14 protein-coding genes are annotated in these 19,343 nt (G+C 58.6%); 7 read left to right on the top strand and 7 right to left on the bottom strand.

Annotation, left to right across the window (positions count from 1 at the left end):
* Nucleotides 1–8 precede the first annotated feature (8 nt).
* From zapD to V6936_RS16320, 5 genes are all read left to right on the top strand, one after another.
* Nucleotides 9–764, top strand: coding sequence for a cell division protein ZapD (zapD, locus tag V6936_RS16340; protein WP_039943397.1), 756 nt, complete (start codon nt 9–11; stop codon nt 762–764).
* Nucleotides 765–966: 202 nt separating this feature from the next.
* Nucleotides 967–2,235 (top strand): efflux RND transporter periplasmic adaptor subunit, encoded by a 1,269-nt coding sequence (locus tag V6936_RS16335; RefSeq protein ID WP_003802031.1) that lies wholly within the window; start codon nt 967–969, stop codon nt 2,233–2,235.
* Between the two features lie 3 nt (nt 2,236–2,238).
* Complete coding sequence (locus V6936_RS16330; protein ID WP_336580129.1) at nt 2,239–5,325, top strand: multidrug efflux RND transporter permease subunit; 3,087 nt, start codon at nt 2,239–2,241, stop codon at nt 5,323–5,325.
* Nucleotides 5,322–8,426 carry an efflux RND transporter permease subunit gene (locus V6936_RS16325; RefSeq protein WP_336580128.1) on the top strand — a complete coding sequence of 1,035 codons (3,105 nt, stop codon included), beginning with the start codon at nt 5,322–5,324 and terminating at the stop codon, nt 8,424–8,426. The genes V6936_RS16330 and V6936_RS16325 overlap by 4 nt, the downstream gene beginning before the upstream one ends.
* A 6-nt stretch (nt 8,427–8,432) precedes the next feature.
* Nucleotides 8,433–9,941 (top strand): efflux transporter outer membrane subunit, encoded by a 1,509-nt coding sequence (locus tag V6936_RS16320; protein ID WP_003802023.1) that lies wholly within the window; start codon nt 8,433–8,435, stop codon nt 9,939–9,941.
* Nucleotides 9,942–10,018: 77 nt separating this feature from the next.
* On the opposite strand, the gene V6936_RS16315 is transcribed toward V6936_RS16320, so the two are convergent.
* Genes V6936_RS16315 through V6936_RS16305 form a run of 3 tightly spaced genes read right to left on the bottom strand, consistent with a single transcriptional unit; the run spans nt 10,019 to nt 12,601 of the window.
* Nucleotides 10,019–10,744 (bottom strand): spermidine synthase, encoded by a 726-nt coding sequence (locus tag V6936_RS16315; RefSeq protein WP_336580127.1) that lies wholly within the window; start codon nt 10,742–10,744, stop codon nt 10,019–10,021.
* The gene (locus V6936_RS16310; protein WP_059318229.1) at nt 10,741–11,742 is read right to left on the bottom strand and encodes a Nudix family hydrolase; all 1,002 of its coding nucleotides are present in this window, start codon (nt 11,740–11,742) and stop codon (nt 10,741–10,743) included. The genes V6936_RS16315 and V6936_RS16310 overlap by 4 nt, the downstream gene beginning before the upstream one ends.
* Nucleotides 11,735–12,601, bottom strand: coding sequence for an ATP-binding protein (locus V6936_RS16305; RefSeq protein ID WP_003802018.1), 867 nt, complete (start codon nt 12,599–12,601; stop codon nt 11,735–11,737). The genes V6936_RS16310 and V6936_RS16305 overlap by 8 nt, the downstream gene beginning before the upstream one ends.
* A gap of 173 nt (nt 12,602–12,774) precedes the next feature.
* Here V6936_RS16305 and ispB point away from each other — a divergent pair, with 173 nt between their 5' ends.
* Together ispB and gltS are read left to right on the top strand one after the other, a co-directional pair.
* Entirely contained in the window at nt 12,775–13,740 is a 966-nt protein-coding gene (gene ispB / locus V6936_RS16300; RefSeq protein WP_003802015.1) for an octaprenyl diphosphate synthase, read from the top strand.
* Nucleotides 13,741–13,993: 253 nt separating this feature from the next.
* Nucleotides 13,994–15,223: a sodium/glutamate symporter gene (gltS, locus tag V6936_RS16295; protein WP_003802010.1), complete on the top strand. Its 1,230-nt coding sequence runs from the start codon at nt 13,994–13,996 to the stop codon at nt 15,221–15,223.
* Between the two features lie 95 nt (nt 15,224–15,318).
* Here the strand turns inward: gltS and V6936_RS16290 are convergent, their stop codons facing one another.
* Genes V6936_RS16290 through V6936_RS16275 form a run of 4 tightly spaced genes read right to left on the bottom strand, consistent with a single transcriptional unit; the run spans nt 15,319 to nt 19,343 of the window.
* Nucleotides 15,319–16,221, bottom strand: a complete 903-nt coding sequence (locus tag V6936_RS16290; RefSeq protein WP_059318230.1) for a TIGR01777 family oxidoreductase — start codon at nt 16,219–16,221, stop codon at nt 15,319–15,321.
* Between the two features lie 33 nt (nt 16,222–16,254).
* On the bottom strand, nt 16,255–16,953 hold the full coding sequence (locus tag V6936_RS16285; RefSeq protein WP_131070932.1) for an SDR family NAD(P)-dependent oxidoreductase: 699 nt from the start codon (nt 16,951–16,953) through the stop codon (nt 16,255–16,257).
* A 26-nt stretch (nt 16,954–16,979) separates the two neighbouring features.
* Entirely contained in the window at nt 16,980–18,539 is a 1,560-nt protein-coding gene (locus V6936_RS16280) for a cryptochrome/photolyase family protein (RefSeq protein ID WP_131070931.1), read from the bottom strand.
* Between the two features lie 12 nt (nt 18,540–18,551).
* Nucleotides 18,552–19,343 carry an SDR family NAD(P)-dependent oxidoreductase gene (locus tag V6936_RS16275; RefSeq protein WP_131070930.1) on the bottom strand — a complete coding sequence of 264 codons (792 nt, stop codon included), beginning with the start codon at nt 19,341–19,343 and terminating at the stop codon, nt 18,552–18,554.

Genomic DNA, 19,343 nt, shown 5'->3' with positions numbered 1-19,343 from the left:
TTAAACGCGTGACTCTATACGAATACCCATGCAATGAGCGTGTCCGGGCTTTACTGAGAGTCGAATACTTGTTCGATAGGCTGTTTCATTTTTCGGCCAACCAGGATGCGTACTCGCACCAGATCGCAGTAGCGACTTTATTTGATTTGCTGGACATTGCAGATCGAACCGACTTGCGTTCGGCCGTTTTGCAGGATCTGGAACGTCAGCGCGTGGCGCTGGCCGCACTGCGCGAGCACCCTGGGGTGCAGTTGCAGGCACTGGACAAGATGATCGAGCAGATCGTGCGCGCGGCCGCCGACCTGTCTGCCCAAGGGCGGGTGGGACAAGGTTTGCGTGAGAATGAATGGCTGACCAGCTTGCGCGGCCGGGTCGCCGTGCCCGGCGGCACCTCCCCGGTGGATATGCCTTCTTATTATTCCTGGCAACAGCGGCCGGACAAGGATCGCGTTCAGGATTTGCGCCGCTGGTCCGAGTCTTTTTTACCGCTTTATCAAGGCCTGGCCTTGATCTTGCGTCTGCTGCGTCAGTCCGGCGACTCGGCTGACCAGATTGCCCGCGATGGCTCCTATCAGGAGATGCTGGCTGGCAAAACCTTCCAGCTGCTGCGCGTCTGGGTGGATGCGGGGGCGTGCATCTATCCCGAAATGAGCGCGAACCGGTATGTCATCTGGATACGCTTTGTACAGCAAGACAATCAATTAAAACCGCAGGCCGTGACCGTGGATATTCCCTTTCGGCTGGCTCGTTGCAACTTCGGCTGAAAACGCTGTTCATATAAGGTTCAGACAGCCGCTTTTATACTTGCTGTGCCAGCGCGGTCTGGCGTGAGGGACGCTTTGTCGTTTGACCGGTCGGGCTGCCAATATTTTGGCGGCATAATGCCTGTCGTTACAGCGATGGAGACGTTTAAACGCTTCTTTAGACTGTGCGTAGAGACAATTGAGTTTTAGCCGGGGAGTATTCATGTCGGAGTTGAACGCAGGCAGGGGTCGGCGGTCCCGATCTTTCTATGTCTGGGTGGTGGTAGGGCTGCTGGTCACGGCAGGCCTTGTTTATTACGCCCTGTCTTCCTCTTCTGATACCGCCGGCCCTTTGCGGGGGCCGCGCGGCATGATGGGGGCCACGAAAGTTCCGGTTCATGTGTCGACCGTGCAGCAAGGTTTGATCGATCAAACCGTTAATGCGATTGCCACCGTCAAGCCCTTACAAACGGTGGCTGTGCGTGGGCAGGTCGACGGCGTGCTCGAACGCATCTATTTCAACGATGGCCAGCGTGTGAAAGCAGGCGAGCTGCTGGCCGAGATTGACCCGCGCACCTATCAGGTGCAGCTGGATCAGGCTCGCGGACAATTGGCGCAAAATCAGGCCCAGTTAAAAGGGGCGCAACAAGAGCTGCAACGCCACCGCATCCTATTTCAACAAAATTCGATTTCCCGTCAATCTTTGGAGACCAAGGAAACGGCGGTTCAGCAACTGCAGGCGCAGATCAAATCCAATCAGGCTGAGGTGGCGCGTGCCCAGGTTCAATTGGACCGCACGCGCATTACCGCGCCCCTGGAGGGCCGCCTGGGTTTGCGCAAGCTGGACCAGGGCAATCTGGTGTCAGCCGGCAATACCGATGGCATTGTTCTGATTACCCAGATTGACCCCATCGGTGTGGAATTTTCCTTGCCTCAAAACCAGCTAAGTCGCCTGCTGGAGGCCATGAGACAAAGTGAGTCCCCCTTGCGCGTGACCCTGATCGACAGCAAGGGACAGATTTTGTCGGATAAAGGCCGCTTGCAGGCACTGGACAACCAGATCGACATCAATACCGGCACCTTGAAGGTGAAGGCCGAGTTTGAAAATGCCGATGAAACCCTGTTTGCCAATCAGTTTGTCAATGCTCGAGTGTTTCTGGGGCAGGACCAGGGATTGCTCATTCCTTCTCATGCGGTGCAGCGGGGGGCGGTGGGAACCTATGTCTATACCCTGGATGCCGAGGACAAGGTTCATATTCAAGTGGTGGAGCTAGGAACAGCCACCTTGGAGCAAACCCTGGTGACAAGCGGTCTGAAAGAAGGCGATCGCGTTGTGGTAGAAGGCACCGATCGTCTGCGTGAAGGCTCGCAGGTCGAGGTGATGAACCAGGATGGTCAGGCCGTTGAAAAGCCTGTTCAGGCTGATGCCGCCGGCACAGCGCAGAATCCGCGTACGGGTGAGGGTCGCCGTCCACGTCCAGCAAGCGAGTAAGCCGTGAGCATGTCGCGTATTTTTATCCTGCGCCCGGTGGCTACCACCCTGGCGATGGTAGCCCTGCTGGTATCGGGTTTGCTGGCCTATCGTATGCTGCCTGTAGCCGCCTTGCCGCAGGTGGACTATCCCACGATTCAGGTGGTTACCTTGTATCCGGGCGCCAGTCCGGATGTGGTAGCGTCTTTAATTACCTCCCCCCTTGAGCGGCGGTTTGGCAGCATGTCGGGCCTGTCGCAGATGATTTCGTCCAGCTCAGGCGGCGCATCGCGCATTACCTTGCAGTTTGATTTGGGCTTGCCCCTGGATGTGGCTGAGCAAGAAGTGCAGGCGGCCATTAATGCCGCCTCAAATATGTTGCCCAATGATTTGCCGGCCCCCCCCATCTACAACAAGGTCAATCCGGCTGATACCCCGGTCATTTCTCTGGCGGTGACCTCCCCGAATATGCCGTTGCACGAGGTGCGTGATCTTATTGACGTGCGTGTTGCGCAGAAACTGTCACAGGTCACAGGCGTGGGCCTGGTCAGTATTGCCGGGGGGCAGGAGCCTGCCGTACGTATTCAGGCAGATCCCAATGCCCTGGCTGCACGCAATCTGACTCTCAGCCACATCCGGCAGGCAGTCGTTGCCGCCAACGTGAATCAACCCAAAGGGAATCTGGACGGTCCCCAGCGCTCGACCAGCATCGGCGCCAACGAGCAGTTGAAGACGGTGCGGGACTATGAAAACCTGATTGTCAGCTACAAGGACGGCGCAGCCGTACGCCTGGGGGAATTGGCCACGGTGCTGCGGGATGCCCAGGATGTGCGTCAGGCGGCCTGGATGGGCACAGTCCCGGCGATCTTGCTGAATATTCAGCGTCAGCCCGGGGCCAATGTCATTGATGTCGTGGATCAGATTCAGAGTCTGTTGCCCGAGATCCGCCGTTCCTTGCCGGTGGGCGTGGACGTTGAGGTGGCCACGGACCGCACGCAGACCATTCGCGATTCGGTTGACCATGTGCAAAAGGAAATGATGCTGGCCATCGTGCTGGTGGTGTTGGTGACCTTTGTTTTTCTGCGCACCTGGACGGCCACCTTGATACCGAGCGTCGTGGTGCCTATCTCCCTGATCGCCACCTTTGCCATCATGTTGATGTGGGGCTTCAGCGTTAACAATCTGACCCTCATGGCGCTGACTGTGGCCACCGGCTTCGTGGTTGATGATGCGATCGTGATGATCGAGAACATTGCCCGCTACATTGAAAAAGGTGAATCCGCGTTGCAGGCCGCTTTGAAGGGGGCTGCGCAGATTGGCTTTACGCTGCTGTCCTTGACCATTTCCCTGATTGCCGTGTTGATTCCCTTGCTCTTTATGAGTGATGTGATCGGCCGTCTGTTTCGTGAATTTGCCATTACGCTGGCGGTGGCTATTCTGTTGTCCCTGTTCATTTCGCTCACGCTCACGCCCATGATGTGCGCGCGCATGCTCAAGCCCGAGGATGAGCGTCAGTATGGCCGCTTCACGACCTGGCTGGGCGAACAGATGGATCGCATCATTGCCGCGTACGATCGTGGCCTGCGGGTCGTGTTGCGTCACCAGACCTTGACCCTATGGGTGGCGTTGGGCACGGTGCTGATGACAGGGCTGTTGTACCTGGTGGTTCCCAAAGGATTTTTTCCGCAACAGGACACCGGCCTGATCCAGGCGATTACGCAGGGGCCTCAAACCGCGTCGTTCCGTGCCATGGGGGACTTGCAGCAGCAAGCGGTTGCCATCGTCCTTGAAGACCCGGATGTGCAGGCCGTGACCTCCTTTATCGGCGTGGATGGCACCAATGCCACCTTGAATAATGGTCGCCTGCAAATTGCCCTCAAGCCGATCGGCTCGGGCCGTGCCACGGCCGACGAAATCATGGCCCGACTCGATGCGCGCCTGAAGGATATTCCGGGTTTGACGGTTTACCAGCAGTCCATTCAGGAACTGACGGTGGATGACCAGATCAGCCGTAATGTGTATCAGATGGCTTTGTCCGATCCGGAAACGGCGGTGCTGACTCGCTGGATGCCGCGTTGGCTGGAGACGGTCAAAGCCTTGCCGCAGATTAAAGATGCTTCCATGAGCCTGCAGGACAAGGGCTTGCAGGTGCTGCTCGATATCGACCGGGATGCCGCAGCCCGCGTGGGTGTGACCAAGGCCAATATCGACGATGCCCTGTATGACGCTTTTGGTCAGCGTTTGATCTCCACGATCTACACGCAGTCTGCGCAATATCGGGTGGTGCTGGAGGTCAAGGACCAGTATCGCCAGGACCCGCAGGACCTGGAAAATATTTACGTGATGACCACGGCAGGTACGCCGGTGCCCATTACCTCCCTGGCGCGTATCGAGCTGGTGCCAAGCACCTTGTCGGTGGAGCGGCTGGGTCAATTTCCCGCCGTGAATGTGTCCTTTGATGTGGCGGACGGCTATTCCTTGTCCGACGCGATTGAAGCGATTGAAACCGTCCCTGACGAGATCGGCATGCCATCCTCGGTGGACACCCGCTATCTGGGTGCGGCCAAAGCCTTTCATGCGTCCTTGTCCAGCACGCTGTGGCTGATGCTCGCTGCGGTGCTGACCATGTATATCGTGCTGGGGATTTTGTATGAAAGTTACATACACCCCATCACGATTCTGTCTACCTTGCCCTCTGCCGCGATCGGGGCCTTGCTGGCGTTGCTGCTGGCCGGGCGGGATCTGGATATGGTCGGGGTGATCGGGATCATCCTGTTGATTGGCATCGTGAAAAAGAACGCCATCATGATGATCGACTTTGCGCTGGAGGCTCAGCGCGAGCAGGGGGTCAGTCCTCAGGAGGCGATTCATCAGGCGGCTTTACTGCGTTTTCGCCCTATTTTGATGACCACCCTGGCGGCCTTGTTCAGCGCCATCCCCCTGATGCTGGCAACCGGCTCTGGCGCAGAGCTGCGCCAGCCCCTGGGCCTGGTCATGGTGGGGGGGCTGCTGGTCAGTCAGGTGCTGACCTTGTTTACGACTCCCGTGATCTATCTGTTTTTTGATCGCTTTACCCGCCGTGGTGCCAAGTCGGTGCGCGAGTCGACATGAAACGTTTGCTAGGTTTGTTCATTTTTCGTCCAGTGGGCTCCAGCCTGCTGGCGCTGGCGATGGTGCTGGTGGGCGCATTGGCATTGCGCCTCTTGCCGGTATCCTCCTTGCCGGAAATGGATTTTCCGGTGATCGCGATTTCAGCCAACTTGCCAGGCGCCAGCCCTGAGACGATGGCCTCCAGTGTGGCAACGCCGCTGGAGCAGGCCCTCGGTTCCATTTCCGGGATCTCAGAGATGAGTTCGCGCAGCAGCGAAGGCTCCACCCAGATCATGCTGATTTTTGATCTGGATCGAGATATTGAGGGGGCCGCCCGCGATGTGCAGGCTGCCATCAATCAGGCACGGCCCATGCTGCCCTCGGGCATGTCCAGCGTCCCGACCTACGAGAAGGTCAACCCCTCCTCCATGCCCATCATGGTGCTGGCGCTGACGTCGCAAACGGCCAGCAAGGCCCAGCTTTTTGATATGGCCAGCGGCATTGTGCAGCAAAAGCTGGCGCAGATTCCGGGTGTGGGTTCGGTGGATGTGGGGGGCGGTTCCTTGCCGGCGGTGCGGGTTGGCTTGAATCCCAAAGCCCTGGCCTCGGCTGGCATTGCCTTGGATGATGTGCGTGCAGTCATCAATAACGCCAATAGTTTGCGTCCCAACGGGTATCTGGAAAGCGAGCAGGGTCAATGGCAGATCAACTCGGGCAAGCAGTACAACCAGGCACGATTTTTTGAGCCTCTGGTGCTGAAAAACCAGGACGGACAGGTGATCCGTTTGGGCGATGTCGCCAAGGTTGAGGATTCTGTGGAGAACATTCACAGCCTGGGCTATTTGAACAACCAGGAAGCGGTGTTGTTGATTGTGCGTCGTCAGGCGGGCGCCAATATTATCGAGACCGTCAACACCATTCGCGAACGGTTGCCCGATATCGAGGAAATGCTGCCCAGTCAGGCGCAGTTGACGGTCGCACAGGACCGCACGCCCAGTATCCGGGCCACCTTGGAAGAGGCTCAGCTTACCCTGATTATCGCGGTAGCCCTGGTGGTGCTGGTGGTGTTGGTGTTTCTGCGAAATTGGCGGGCCGCCCTGATTCCCGCCATTGCGGTCCCGGCCTCCCTGATCAGTACCTTTGCGTTTATGCATCTGTTCGGCTTTACGCTCAATACCATTTCCCTGATGGCCTTGATCGTGGCGACGGGTTTTGTGGTGGATGATGCGATTGTGGTGCTCGAGAGCATCATGCGTTATTTGGAAAAAGGTCTGTCACCGATGCGGGCGGCCTTGCGCGGGACTCGTGAAGTGGGCTTTACCGTAACGGCCATGAGCTTGTCGCTGGTGGCGGTGTTCATCCCCTTGTGGTTGATCGGGGGGCTGGCAGGGCGGCTGTTCATGGAGTTTGCAGTCACGCTGTGTACGGCCGTTCTGGTGTCGTTGGTGATCTCTCTGATGCTCACTCCGATGATGTCGGCCCGCTTGCTGCGCCCCGGGCAGCAGGAGTCGGAGGGTTCGCATCCAATCAGCCGCTTTTTGGGCTGGATTGGCAATGTCAGCTGGCGGGCGTATCGCCGCTCGTTGCAGTGGGCCCTCAAACATCATCGTCTGATGCTGTTTTCCTTGTTTGCCACCATCGGTCTGAATGTGTATCTGTATACCGTGGTGCCCAAGGGCCTGTTCCCTCAGCAAGATACCGGACAGTTGATGGGTTTTTTCCGGGTGGACAGGGGTACCTCGTTTCAGTCCATGGTGCCCAAGCTGGAGCACTTTCGCTCCATCCTGAATCAGGACCCGGACATTCGCTCGGTTGCGGTGTTTGCCGGGGGCCGGGGCGGCAGTACCTCGTCCTTTATTCTGGTGGAACTCAAGCCCATGGATGAGCGCAAGGCCAGCACGACGGACATCGTCAATCGCCTGCGCGAGCCTTTGTCGACTACGCCGGGTGCACGCATGTTCATGGTGCCGCAACAGGATATCCCGGTAGGCAGCGGAGGAGGGGGGCGTAGCGGCTCCTATGATTACTCCTTGATGGGCAGCGATCTGGAGCTGTTGAAAACCTGGTTGCCCAAGGTGCAGCAGGCCATGGCCGAACTGCCTGAACTGGTGGACGTGGATACCGGTACGGACGATAAGGCGGGCCTGGTTCAGCTGGAGATCGATCGTGATATGGCGTCCCGTCTGGGCATTGACATGGCCATGGTGGCTGGAACGCTGAATAACTCTTTTTCCCAGCGCCAGGTCTCGACAATTTATGGTCGCTTGAACCAGTATTACGTGGTGATGGAAGTGGAGCCGCGTTTTGCCCAGGACCTGGAATCGCTTAAGGAAATCGAAGTGGTGGCCAAGGATGGAACCCGGGTTCCCTTGTCTGCCTTTACCCGCTTTAGTGCGGGAACTGCGCCGCGCAGCATCAACCACACGGGACTGTTGGTGGCCGAGTCTGTCTCTTTCGATTTGGCCGAAGGAGTCACCCTGAGCGAGGCGACAGCAGCAATCGAGCAGGCCATGGCGCGCATTCAATTGCCCACCCGCGAGATTCAGGCCGGATTTGAAGGCAACACGGCCCAGATGCTCGATGCCCTGGCCAAGCAGCCCTTGATGTTTTTGGCGGCTCTGGTGGCTTTGTATATTGTGTTGGGGATGCTCTATGAGAGCTATATGCATCCGCTGACTATCTTGTCGACCTTGCCTTCGGCCGGAATCGGCGCGTTGCTGGCCCTGATGATGACCAGTGGCGAGTTCAACCTGATTGCCATGATCGGGGTGTTTTTGCTGATTGGTATCGTCAAGAAAAACGCCATCATGATGGTGGACTATGCCTTGCAAATGGAGCGTGAGCGCGGCATGGGCTCGCGTGAGGCGATTTATGAGGCCTGCCTGGTACGTTTTCGCCCCATCATGATGACGACCTTGTCTGCCATTTTTGGCGCTATCCCCCTGATTGTGGCCTCTGGGCCCGGTGTCGAGATGCGCCAGCCTTTGGGGGTCACGATTGTGGGCGGGCTGGTGCTCAGTCAGATTCTGACGCTCTATACCACTCCGGTCGTTTATCTTTATCTGGATCGTCTGCGTCATCGTTTCATGCGCCGCAAGAACCAGACAACTTCGACTCTATAAGCTGATATGCCTATTTCCAACGTCCTGATTTTTCCGCGTTTTGCATTGGCAGCCATGGTGATGGCCCTGTCTGCGTGCGCTGTCGGCCCTGACTATCAGCGGCCGCAGGCGCCAGTCGGTGAGCATTTTCGGGAAGCAGTACGCGCGACGGCCTGGAAGCCGGCTGAGCCGGCAGATCTGAATGACCGTGGCCCTTGGTGGGAAAGTCTCAATGACGGGGTGCTGAATGCCTTGATGCAAAGTCTGAACGAGCAGAATTTCACCTTGCAGCAGGCTCAGGCACGGGTGCGTCAGGCCCAGGCCACGGTGTCAGGTACCCGGGCGACACAGTTTCCGCAGGTGGGCAGTTCGGTCGGTACGACACGACGTGGCAGCGGCTCGGGTGCTACCAGCCAAAGCAGCAGTGCGTATGACGCTAGCGTCACAGTGAATTGGGAAGTGGACTTGTGGGGGCGGATCAGCCGTCAGGTGGAAGCGGGCGATGCGAGCCTGCAGGCCAGTGCGGCGGACCTGGCGGCAACGCGGCTGAGTTTGCAATCCCAATTGGCGCAGACCTATTTGCAGTACCGCAGTGCCGAATCCAGTGCGCGGGTGTTGGATGAAACCGTGGCGGCGTATGAGCGTTCCTTGCAAATCAATCAGAATCGCCTGGAGGCTGGTTTTTCGACACCTGCGGATGTAGCCGCTGCCTTGAGTCAGCTTGAAGGGGCACGCACCCAGCGTCTGGCCCTGGATCGCCAGAAGGCCAGCTATCAGCATGCGATGGCGGTTCTGGTCGGACGCCCGCCCTCGCAGTTTGACGTGGTGCCTAATGCGCCTTGGCCGGTGGCCCCGGATATTCCGGTGGGCCTGCCTTCCAGTTTGCTGGAGCGCCGTCCGGATGTCGCGCGCGCCGAGCGTCGCATGGCGCAGGCCAATGCGCAGATCGGGGTGGCCAAGGCCGCCTGGTTTCCCAGTTTGAACCTGAAAGCCAGTGGCGGTTTCAGTAGTAGTGATCTGAGTGAATGGCTGACCGCGCCAGCGCGTGTCTGGTCACTGGGACCGGCCTTTGCCTTGACGTTGCTGGATTTTGGCGCGCGGCGCGCTCAGGTCGAGCAGGCGCAAGCCAGCTATGACGAGCAATTGGCGGGCTATCGCCAGACTGTTCTGGATGCGCTCAAAGAAGTGGAAGATGCCTTGTCCGAGCTTTATGGGCTGGAGCGGGAGCAGGCCAGTCAGGCACGGTCCCTGGCCGCTGCACGGGAGTCCCTGCGTTTGACGCGCAATCAGTTTGATGCTGGCCTGGTGGATTTTCTGAGTCTGGCACAAACTCAGGCAACGGCCTTGTCGGCAGAGCGGCAGGCGCTGGATCTGGAGTCCCAGCGCCTGCGGGCAGCGGTCAAGCTGATGGTGGCACTTGGAGGGGGCTGGGACGCACAAACCGGGTTGACAGCTGAAGAAGTGGCAAAAGCGGGTATGAAGAAAACAGTCGCCGCGCAGCCGGCTGCAAGCGCATCAGGTGCCGCCGCCCAGTGAGGACGTGCGGGTGCCTGCCCGCTGACGGGATCGTTCTTCCAGCTTGCGGATGCCTTGGCGTGCTTGCGAGGGGGGATTTATTCCTGGTCCATCCAGGCGTAGAGTCCCTCTACCCATTCTTCGCCGTCAGCCAAGCCCAAGGTGGCTTGAATCTGATCGGCACGCTCGTATAAATCATCAAAATCAATTTGTGGCGGGTCAACAAACGCCAGCGCGACCAGGTTGCCGTCGTGTGTTTCTGGTAACCAGACTACGGCGGCAAAGCTTTTTTGCAGCGCATGCAGATTGCGAGCATGAACCAGCTCAGAGCCCAGCAGGTTGACCGTCAACAAACCCTGCGGACCCAAGGCTCGCCGACAGGCTAGGTAAAAGTCCTGGCTTTCCAGGGCGGGATGTTCGGCCTGATCGGAGTACACATCCACCTGCAGCACATCCAGTTCGCCATGTAGGGCATCCAGATAGTCCAGTGCGTCGACCGTATGCACGCTCAAACGCTCGTCATCGGGCGGCAGATGGAACAACAGGCGATTGGCTCGCACCACTTCCGGGTTGATTTCCACCGCGTCGATACGCGCTTGTGGAAAATGCTGGTAGCAAAAACGTGTCAGACTGCCTGCGCCTAGCCCGAGCTGGGCAATGCGTTGAGGGGCATGCTGAAACAGCGTCCAGATCATCATCTGTCGGATGTAGTGCAGCTCAAGCTGATCGGGGGCGGCCAGGCGCATGGCCCCCTGCACCCAGGCTGAACCCAGGTGCAGGTAACGGACACCTTCGTGCTCTGAAATGGTGACGTGGGGCGTCATGCCGGGTTGTTGTCCAGCATGTGACGCATGCCGGCAATACCGTGTGCGCCATGCGTGCGTGCGTCGGCCAGGGTATGCGCCGATTGTCCGCCTATGGCAAAGACGGGAAGGCCGGCCTGTTCTGCCAGACGGGCAAAGCGGGCCCAGCCCATGCCGGGTTCGTCGGGATGCGAAGCGGTGTCCAGCACATGACCCAGCACGAGGAAATCTGCCTGGATTTTGCGGGCGATTTCAATATCGCTTTCATTGTGCGTGGACATGCCGATCAGGCCCTTGCTGATCGCGGGAACGCTTGTCAGGGTATCGTGGCATTTGGCGGACAAGGCTTGGGCGTCGCTGGCGCGCAAATGCACGCCATCGGCGTGATCCCACCAACTTTCTGGATGCAGGCTGTTGACCAGGCAGCGGGCCTGATACCGTTGGCACAGCGTGACGACCTGCAGGAACGCCTGATGAAGATGAAATTCGGCATCGGGGCGGGCAGCCCAGGCCGGTTCGCGAAACTGGACCAGGGCCGGTCCCTGTTGCAGGGCCTGCTCCAGCTGTTCAAGGTAGGCGGGCAGGCGGCCTGGTTCTTCAATATGGGTAATCAGGTAGCGTTCGGGCAGCTGCAGCCACTTCATGGGTGGCTCCGTGGCCGGCAGCACAGGCCCTACCTCCAGCGGCCCCTGGGGGTTGACCCAGGCAAGCTCCTGTCCTTCCAGGCATTGGGGCTCGCCCTCCCATTCCCGCACCAGACAAAAAGAGAGTTTGACGAAATTTTTTGGGTATTCGTGGGTGTAGGTGACCCAAGGATGCGCAAGCGTGGTTTCAATTCCGAGCTCTTCGCGCAGTTCCCGTACCAGCGCTTCGAGAACGCTCTCGCCCGCCTCAATCTTGCCGCCCGGCAGTTCCCACCAGCCCGGCCACGGTTTATCGGCCGGGCGTTTTCCCAGCAACACCCGGCCGTCGGGGTTCAATAAAACGCCAACGGCCACTTCCAGCGTGGGTTTAGACATGTCTAGCGGTCCAATCTCTAGCAAATTGACGTGCTACCCGGCCCGAGCGCGAGCCGCGCTCCAGCGCCCATTGCAGGGCTTCCATGCGCGAGCTTTCGATGTGTTCTGCCGGGCAGCCCAATGCGCCCAGCCAGTAGTACACAATGTCCAGGTAGTCGTCTTGTTTAAAGGGGTGAAACGACAACCATAGTCCAAAGCGCTCGGACAGGGATACCTTTTCTTCTACTGCCTCGCCGGGGTGGATCTCACCGTCTGCCGATGTGGAGACCCCCAGGTTCTCTTTCATGTATTCGGGCATCAGATGGCGTCGGTTGGAGGTGGCGTAGATCAGAACATTGTCGCCGGGCGAGGCCACGGAGCCGTCCAGAACGGATTTGAGCGCTTTGTAACCCGCTTCACCTTCTTCGAACGACAGGTCATCGCTGAAGATGATGAAGTGTTCGGGGCGGGAGCTGATCAGGTCGATAATGGTCCCCAGGTCCGCCAGATCGGATTTGTCCACTTCGATCAGACGCAGGCCCTGATCGGCAAACTTGGCCAGCATGGCTTTGACCAGCGAGCTTTTGCCGGTGCCGCGAGCCCCTGTCATCAATACATTATTGGCCGGTTTGCCGTCCAGAAAATGACGGGTGTTGCGCTCAATAATGCTCTTTTGACGTTCAATATGATGCAAATCGTCGGTGCGAATGGTGGCGACGTGCTGCACGCCCTCCAGCCAGCCACGCGAACCATTGTTGCGCCAGCGAAACGCCGTGCAGTCCCAGTCGATAGGGGGGGGAGCAGGCGGCAACCAGGCTTCCAGTTGAGCGAGAACCCGCTCGGCCCGGCTGATCAGGGTACTCAGGTCTTGCGAGCTCAAGACGGTCTCCGATTCAGGTTGAAACGCTTATTATCGCTAATTTGGCACCTTTTTCTGCGATCACTGTTGTGCTTGAGGCGTAACAATGGGCCCAAAGCGATTCAAAATCGTATAATCACCAAGTTACGATTGGCCGACAGCGGCCCCCTCCCTTACTCGTCCGGAATTCTGTTTTGAACCTGTCCACCCTGATTGAACCTATTGCCGACGACATGAAGGCTCTTGATGTCGTCATTCGTGAACGCTTGAATTCGGATGTGGTGCTAATACGCACAATTGGTGAATACATCGTTAGTGCAGGTGGCAAGCGCATGCGTCCTGCGCTGCTGTTGCTGGTAGCCCGCGCGCTGGCCTATCAGGGGAGCACACACCATTTATTGGCGGGCGTGGTGGAGTTTATCCACACGGCCACCCTGCTTCACGACGATGTGGTTGACGAGTCCGATATGCGTCGCGGTCGTCATACCGCCAATGCGGTGTATGGCAATGCAGCCAGCGTACTGGTAGGCGACTATCTGTACTCGCGCTCGTTCGAGATGATGGTGCAGTCCAATTCCATGCCTGCCATGGCCGTGCTCTCGGCAGCCACTACCGTGATCGCTGAAGGCGAGGTTTTGCAGCTGCTGAACGTACATGATCCCGACGTCTCGCTGGAGCGTTACCTGCAGGTGGTGCGTTACAAGACGGCCAAGCTCTTTGAGGCGGCTGCACAGGTAGGTGCGATTGTTGCGGGCGCCTCGCCCGACATGGAAGCGGCCATGGCCGCTTACGGTCGTCATTTGGGTACGGCCTTCCAACTGGTGGACGATGTGCTCGATTACACTGGCGACGCCCAGGCCCTGGGCAAGAACGTAGGCGACGATCTGCGTGAGGGCAAACCGACCATGCCTCTGATCCGTGTCATGGAAGTGGGTACGGCCGAGCAGGTTCAACTCATCAAGTCGGCGATTGAAACCGGCGATGCCGATTTTGCCGCAGTGGCCCGCGCCATCGAACAGACTGATGCGCTCACTTACACCCGTGAAGCGGCCAAGGCCGAAGCACAACTGGCGGTTCAGGCGCTGGCGGATGTGCCCGAGAGCGAATTCAAACAGGTTTTGTTAAGTTTGTGCGCGTTTTCGGTAGAGCGCGACCGCTAAGCCCGCTTCTTTCTCCAACCCGCCTTGTGGCGGGTTTTTTTGTAATAGAGCGGTCTTATTCGTGGGAATTGGCGGCATTAGGCACCTGTTCGTGTTATTTTTCTCGGTTTTACTACGCTGTTGGTGGTCATGCCTTTGCCCCACAAGGACGAAGTAGCGACGATGGACATGCCTATTTGAACAAATTGGTTTGAAGCCTCTGTCAGACACATAGGTACAGGCCCCTTATCCCAAAGATGTAAGGAACGGATAGATGAACATTCAGCTCGATATAGCGCAAACGGTAGGTTTGGCGGCTGTTTTTCTCGTGCTGGGAGAATATATAAAGAATCGTGTTGCTGTGCTGGCCCGATATTTTATTCCCAGCCCCATTATTGGCGGTTTGATTTTTGCTTTGATCGCCTTGGTTGGCCACCAGACCGGTTCGTTTAGCTTTGCGTTCAACGACGATATACGCAACTTCTTGCTGATGGCCTTTTTTACCACCATCGGCTTTTCAGCCAGTTTCGAGCTGCTGAAAAAAGGGGGCGTGGCGGTCGGCTTGTTTTTGGGCTGTGCCGTTGCCCTGATTATTCTGCAGAACGTGATGGGCGTAAGCCTGGCTGCTTTGATGAACGCCAATCCTCTCCTGGGTCTGGCGGCCGGGTCCATCTCCATGACGGGCGGCCACGGTACTTCGGCTGCCTTTGGTCCCTTGCTTGAGCGTGCCGGCGCCGTAGGCGCCTTGCCTGCCGCCATTGCCGCTTCCACCTGGGGGCTGGTGATGGGCTGCGTCATTGGTGGTCCGTTGGGCAAGCGCTTGATGAAGAAATACAAGATCGACGGTCCCGCTCCACACCGTCGCCACCGTCGCCAGCACGAAGGTGCGGATGCCGCTCACCCTACAGAAACCACGGTTAAAGAAGTTGTTCAGACCGACGAGGGCGGTTTTGAGATGCCTGTTTATGCTGTGGTGCTGCTCTCCATCGCGATTGGTGTGGGCAGTGTCATTATCGAATGGCTGAGCGAGCGCGGGATTGTGTTGCCCGCCTATCTGGGAGCCATGCTGGTGGCTGCCATCATCCGCAACGTGATTGACTGGCGTCGCTATCGTCTGCCTGAAAAAGAGTTTGAGATTATCGGCAATGTGTCCCTGGCCTTTTTCCTGGTCATGGCCTTGATGGTGATGAAATTGTGGGAACTGGCCGAGGTGGCCGGGCCGCTGCTGGTCATCCTGATTGCGCAAACGGTGTTGATGTTCTTCTTTGCCAGATATGTGACGTTCAAGGTCATGGGCAAGGATTATGACGCGGTAGTGATGTCGGCCGGGCATTGTGGTTTCGGCATGGGTGCCACGCCTAATGCCATGGCCAATATGCAGGCTTTCACCGAAGATAATGGCCCTTCGCGCAAGGCCTTTTTTGTGATTCCCCTGGTCGGCTCCTTGTTCATCGATTTTTTCAACGCCGTCATCATCACTGGCTTTGTGAACTTCCTGACTTAAGCAGACAAGACGACGGCCGCGCCTATTGGGCGCGGCCGTTTCATAGGGCAGGGTCGTGGGGCAAAATCGCGGCGCTGTCCTTGTACACCGTGCTTTCAGGCTTTGTGAAGCAGATCCCTCAAGGCCTCGGACAGATCAGGGTAGCGCCAGCTGAAACCTGCTTGCTGGGCCCGCAGCGGAATCAGATGTTGCCCGCCGAGCAGCAGAACGGACATCTCTCCCAAGGCCAGACGCAGCGCCCAGGCCGGGGCATGAAACAGTGCTGGCTTGCCTAGCTCCTGAGCCAGGACGCGGGTGAACTCTGCATTGCGCACCGGCTGAGGCGCACACGCGTTATAAGGACCCTCACAGCTCTGGTTGTGCAATAGGTAGTCGATAAGCGCGACCTGGTCTTCAAGGTGTATCCACGGCATCCATTGTTGCCCATCGCCCAGTCTGGCACCCAGTCCCAGCCTGAACGAGGGGAGCAGCCGAGCCAACATCCCGGCGTTTTTGGCCAAGACGGGCGCGGTACGCAGCAAGACCACGCGTACCCCCCATTGGCGAGCTTGTTCGGCCTCTTGCTCCCAGGCCACGCAAAGCTGGCTGCCAAAGTCCTTGTTGCCCGGTGCGCTGGCCTCGGTCAGTTGCTGCTCTCCGCCATCGCCGTACCAGCCTACCGCTGAGCCCGAGATCAAGACGGGGGGCACCGACGCTTGTCGCCCCATCCAGTCCACCAGACGGCGTGTCAGATCGACCCGACTTTGCCATAGAAGCTGGCGCCGTGCCTCAGTCCAGCGTTGATTGGCAATTGGGGCGCCGGCCAGGTTGATGACCGCGTCAAATGGCGCGCTGCCATTGAGCTCGTCCAGCACGGCGATGCCCGTTGCGCCTGGGCACAGTTGGGGGACTTGCTGGGGCTTTCGGCTCCACACCCAGAGTTCGTGGCCGTGTTGTTGCCAGTGTCGGCAAAGGGCCTGTCCAATGAGGCCCGTGCCTCCTGTCAGAAGGATGCGCATGGAATTCTCCGTGTGTGAAGGTGAGCAAAGAACTTACCAAGGCAGTCCCTGACCATTGTAGGCCCAGAAACCACCACTGTCCTTTGGGCTGAGTGTGTCTAGCGTGGCCAGCAACGCGTGCGCCGCATCGGCAGGCGGGCGGCCGATTTGAGCGCCCCGAAAGGGAGCCGACAAGGCTGAGGTAACAGTGCCCGGGTGCAGCGCGGCCAGCACGGCCTGAGGATGGGTGCGTGCCAGCTCGATCGATGCGGTTTTGAGCAGCATGTTCAGCGCCGCCTTGGAGGCCCGGTAGCTGTACCAGCCGCCCAGGCGGTTATCGCCAATGCTGCCTACCTTTGCCGACAGCACAGCCAGGATGCCGCGCTCGTGCTTGGGCAGCAACGGTGCAAAATGGGCCAATACCAGGGCCGGGCCTATCGCGTTGGTGTTAAAGCTGGCCATCAGGTGATCGGCATTCAGATCGGCCAAGCGCTTTTCAGGGCCCCCGGTAGGACCACTGAGCATGCCGGTCGCAAGCACGATGAGATGCCAGGGGCCTTGTGTGCTCAAGGTTCGGGCCGCTGCGGCGATCGTCTGTGGCTGATCGAAGTCCAGGGCGGGTGTGCTGCGCCGGTGCAGGCTAACAAGCTCGCTGCAGCGAGGGTCGGCGGCCAACTGGGCGGCCATGGCACCGCCAATGGCGCCAGAGCCGCCCAGAATAAGAGCATGGTAAGCGGTGGGCAGGGATTGCATGTCAGGCCTCGGTCAATGTGGGGGGCTTACAGAGTGCCCAGGTTCTGGCGCAGCTGCTCTGCGTGGGTGCGCAGAGCAGCTTGTTGTTCGGGAGGCATTTTCTGCCATTGGCGATACATCAATGTCATCCGTCCCTTGTCACCCAGCTCTTGGGCATTGCGGGCAAGGAAGTCCCAGTACAAGGCATTGAAGGGGCAGGCGTGTGGCCCTGTCTTCTGCGTGGGCTTGTAGACACACCCCTGACAGTAGTCGCTCATGCGGTGTAAATAGGCGGCGCTGCTGATATAGGGCTTGGTGGCAATCAGGCCACCGTCGGCATGCTGACTCATGCCCAGGGTATTGGGCAGTTCCACCCATTCGAAAGCGTCAATGTAGATGCCCAGGTACCAGCGGTGGACAGCAGCCGGGTCGAGCCCAGCCAGCAGAGCAAAGTTGCCGATCACCATCAGGCGCTGGATATGGTGAGCATGAGCGCTTTGCAAGGACTGCTGAATGCACTGTTGCAGGCAGCGCATGCGGGTGTTCCCTGTCCAGAACCAGTGCGGCAGCGGCAAGTCGTGCCCGAATGCATTGAGGCTTTCGTAGCCCGGCATGTGGGCCCAGTAGATGCCGCGCACGTATTCGCGCCAACCCAGTATTTGACGTGTAAAGCCTTCCACGGCAGCCAAAGGAGCCTGACCTTCCCGCCAGGCCCGTTCGGCCCGTTCCAGCACCTCAAGCGGGTGGAGCATTTTGACGTTCAGGGAAAACGAGAGCAGGGAGTGAAACAGCCGTGGTGCCTGGCTGGACATGGCATCTTCGTAGTCGCCAAAATGCGGCAGTGCATGGGTGATGAAGGCTTCCAGACAGCTCAGCGCTTCCTGGCGATTCAGTGGCCAGCGAAAGGCGTTGGCCTGGGGGTCGCCGAAGCTGGGCACATCACAACGCTGCAGCTTTTCCCAAAGCACACGGTGGTCGTGGCAGGGCCGCCAGTCAGTGGGTTCAGCCGGTGTGCCACGCCAGGGTTTGCGGTTCTCATGGTCAAAGTTCCACTTGCCACCGACCGGCTGTTCATGATTATCCAGCAGCAACCGGTATCGGCGGCGCATACGGCGATAGAAATGCTCCATCAGCCATTGACGACGACCGCGCATCTGAGTGGCCAGTTCATTACGACTGGTCAGAAAGTGTTCACTATCCACCGCTGAGCAAGTCAGGGCCTGCGTGTCCGCCCACTGTTGCAATTGAGTATCCAGTCGCCATTCGTCAGCGTGTTGCCATTGCACCTGGCGCACACCGTAATGCGCCGCGAGTGCCGTCAGATTGTCGGGGATGGAGTGACGGTTGCTGGGGTCTTCAAATGTCACATAACGCACCCGATGGCCAGCGGCTCGCAACTGCTGCGCAAAGTCGCGCATTGCAGCGAAAATGGCCAGAATTTTCTGTGCATGATGCAAGACGTAATCGGTTTCCTGACGCACCTCCATCAGTACATAAACCACCTGCCTGTCCACCTGCTGGAACCAACTGTGCTGTGGGTTGAGCTGGTCGCCCAGTATCAGGCGCAGCGTGTGGGCGCGGTAGTGCGCGTGGCGTGCTGTCTCCATGTGCGGCTGCGTTTACATTCCAGTGACACGACGTACCGCCGAAAAGTACCAGCTATCGGGCAGGCATCGCATGAGCTTTACCCAGCGGGTAAAACGACGGGGGAAGTTCATTTCAAACTGCCCCTGTTTCCAGCCGTGCAAGATATGACGGGCGGCTTCTTCAGGGGTGATGAGCGCGGGCATTTTGAAGCTGTTTTGGGCGGTCAGCGGGGTGTCTACAAAGCCGGGGTTGATAATGGAAATGCCCAGTCCCAACGGGTGCAGATCCAAATAGAGGTTCTCCGCCAGATTATTCAGTGCGGCTTTGGTGGGCCCATAGGCCAGGGACATTGGCAGCCCGCGGTAGCCCGCCACGCTACCCACCAGGGCCAGGTGGCCGCGTCCGGCCTCAAGCAGCATCGGGATGACCGCATCGAGCAGATGCAGCGCACCCACATAATTGACTGCCAGATGTTTCTGCATCTCCAGAAGATTGAACTCGGTCGCCCGTTGTGGCAGGTACCTGCCTGCGCAATACAGCACCAGATCGGGAGCAATATCGACGCAGGCTTGAACTTTCAGCTTGGCCGCAGCCAGCGTTTCAGGTTCGGTGACATCCAGCGGGACGACGACAAACCCGTTTCGGCCTTTGGCCAGCTCGTGCAGTGCATCGGCGTCTCTGGCCGAGACAATGACCTGCGCGCCTTGCGCATGAAGCGCCTCCGCGGTGGCTCTGCCTATGCCTGATGAGGCACCGACAATCCAGGCGTATTTTCCTTGCCAGTGACTGAGCGGCGGATTGAGTTTTGCGTGTAGCAGTGTCAT

It is taken from the genome of Alcaligenes sp. CHO6, assembly GCF_037120595.1.
GTDB classification, from domain to species: domain Bacteria; phylum Pseudomonadota; class Gammaproteobacteria; order Burkholderiales; family Burkholderiaceae_B; genus Alcaligenes; species Alcaligenes ammonioxydans.
This window is presented reverse-complemented; position numbering and strand designations above follow the sequence as displayed.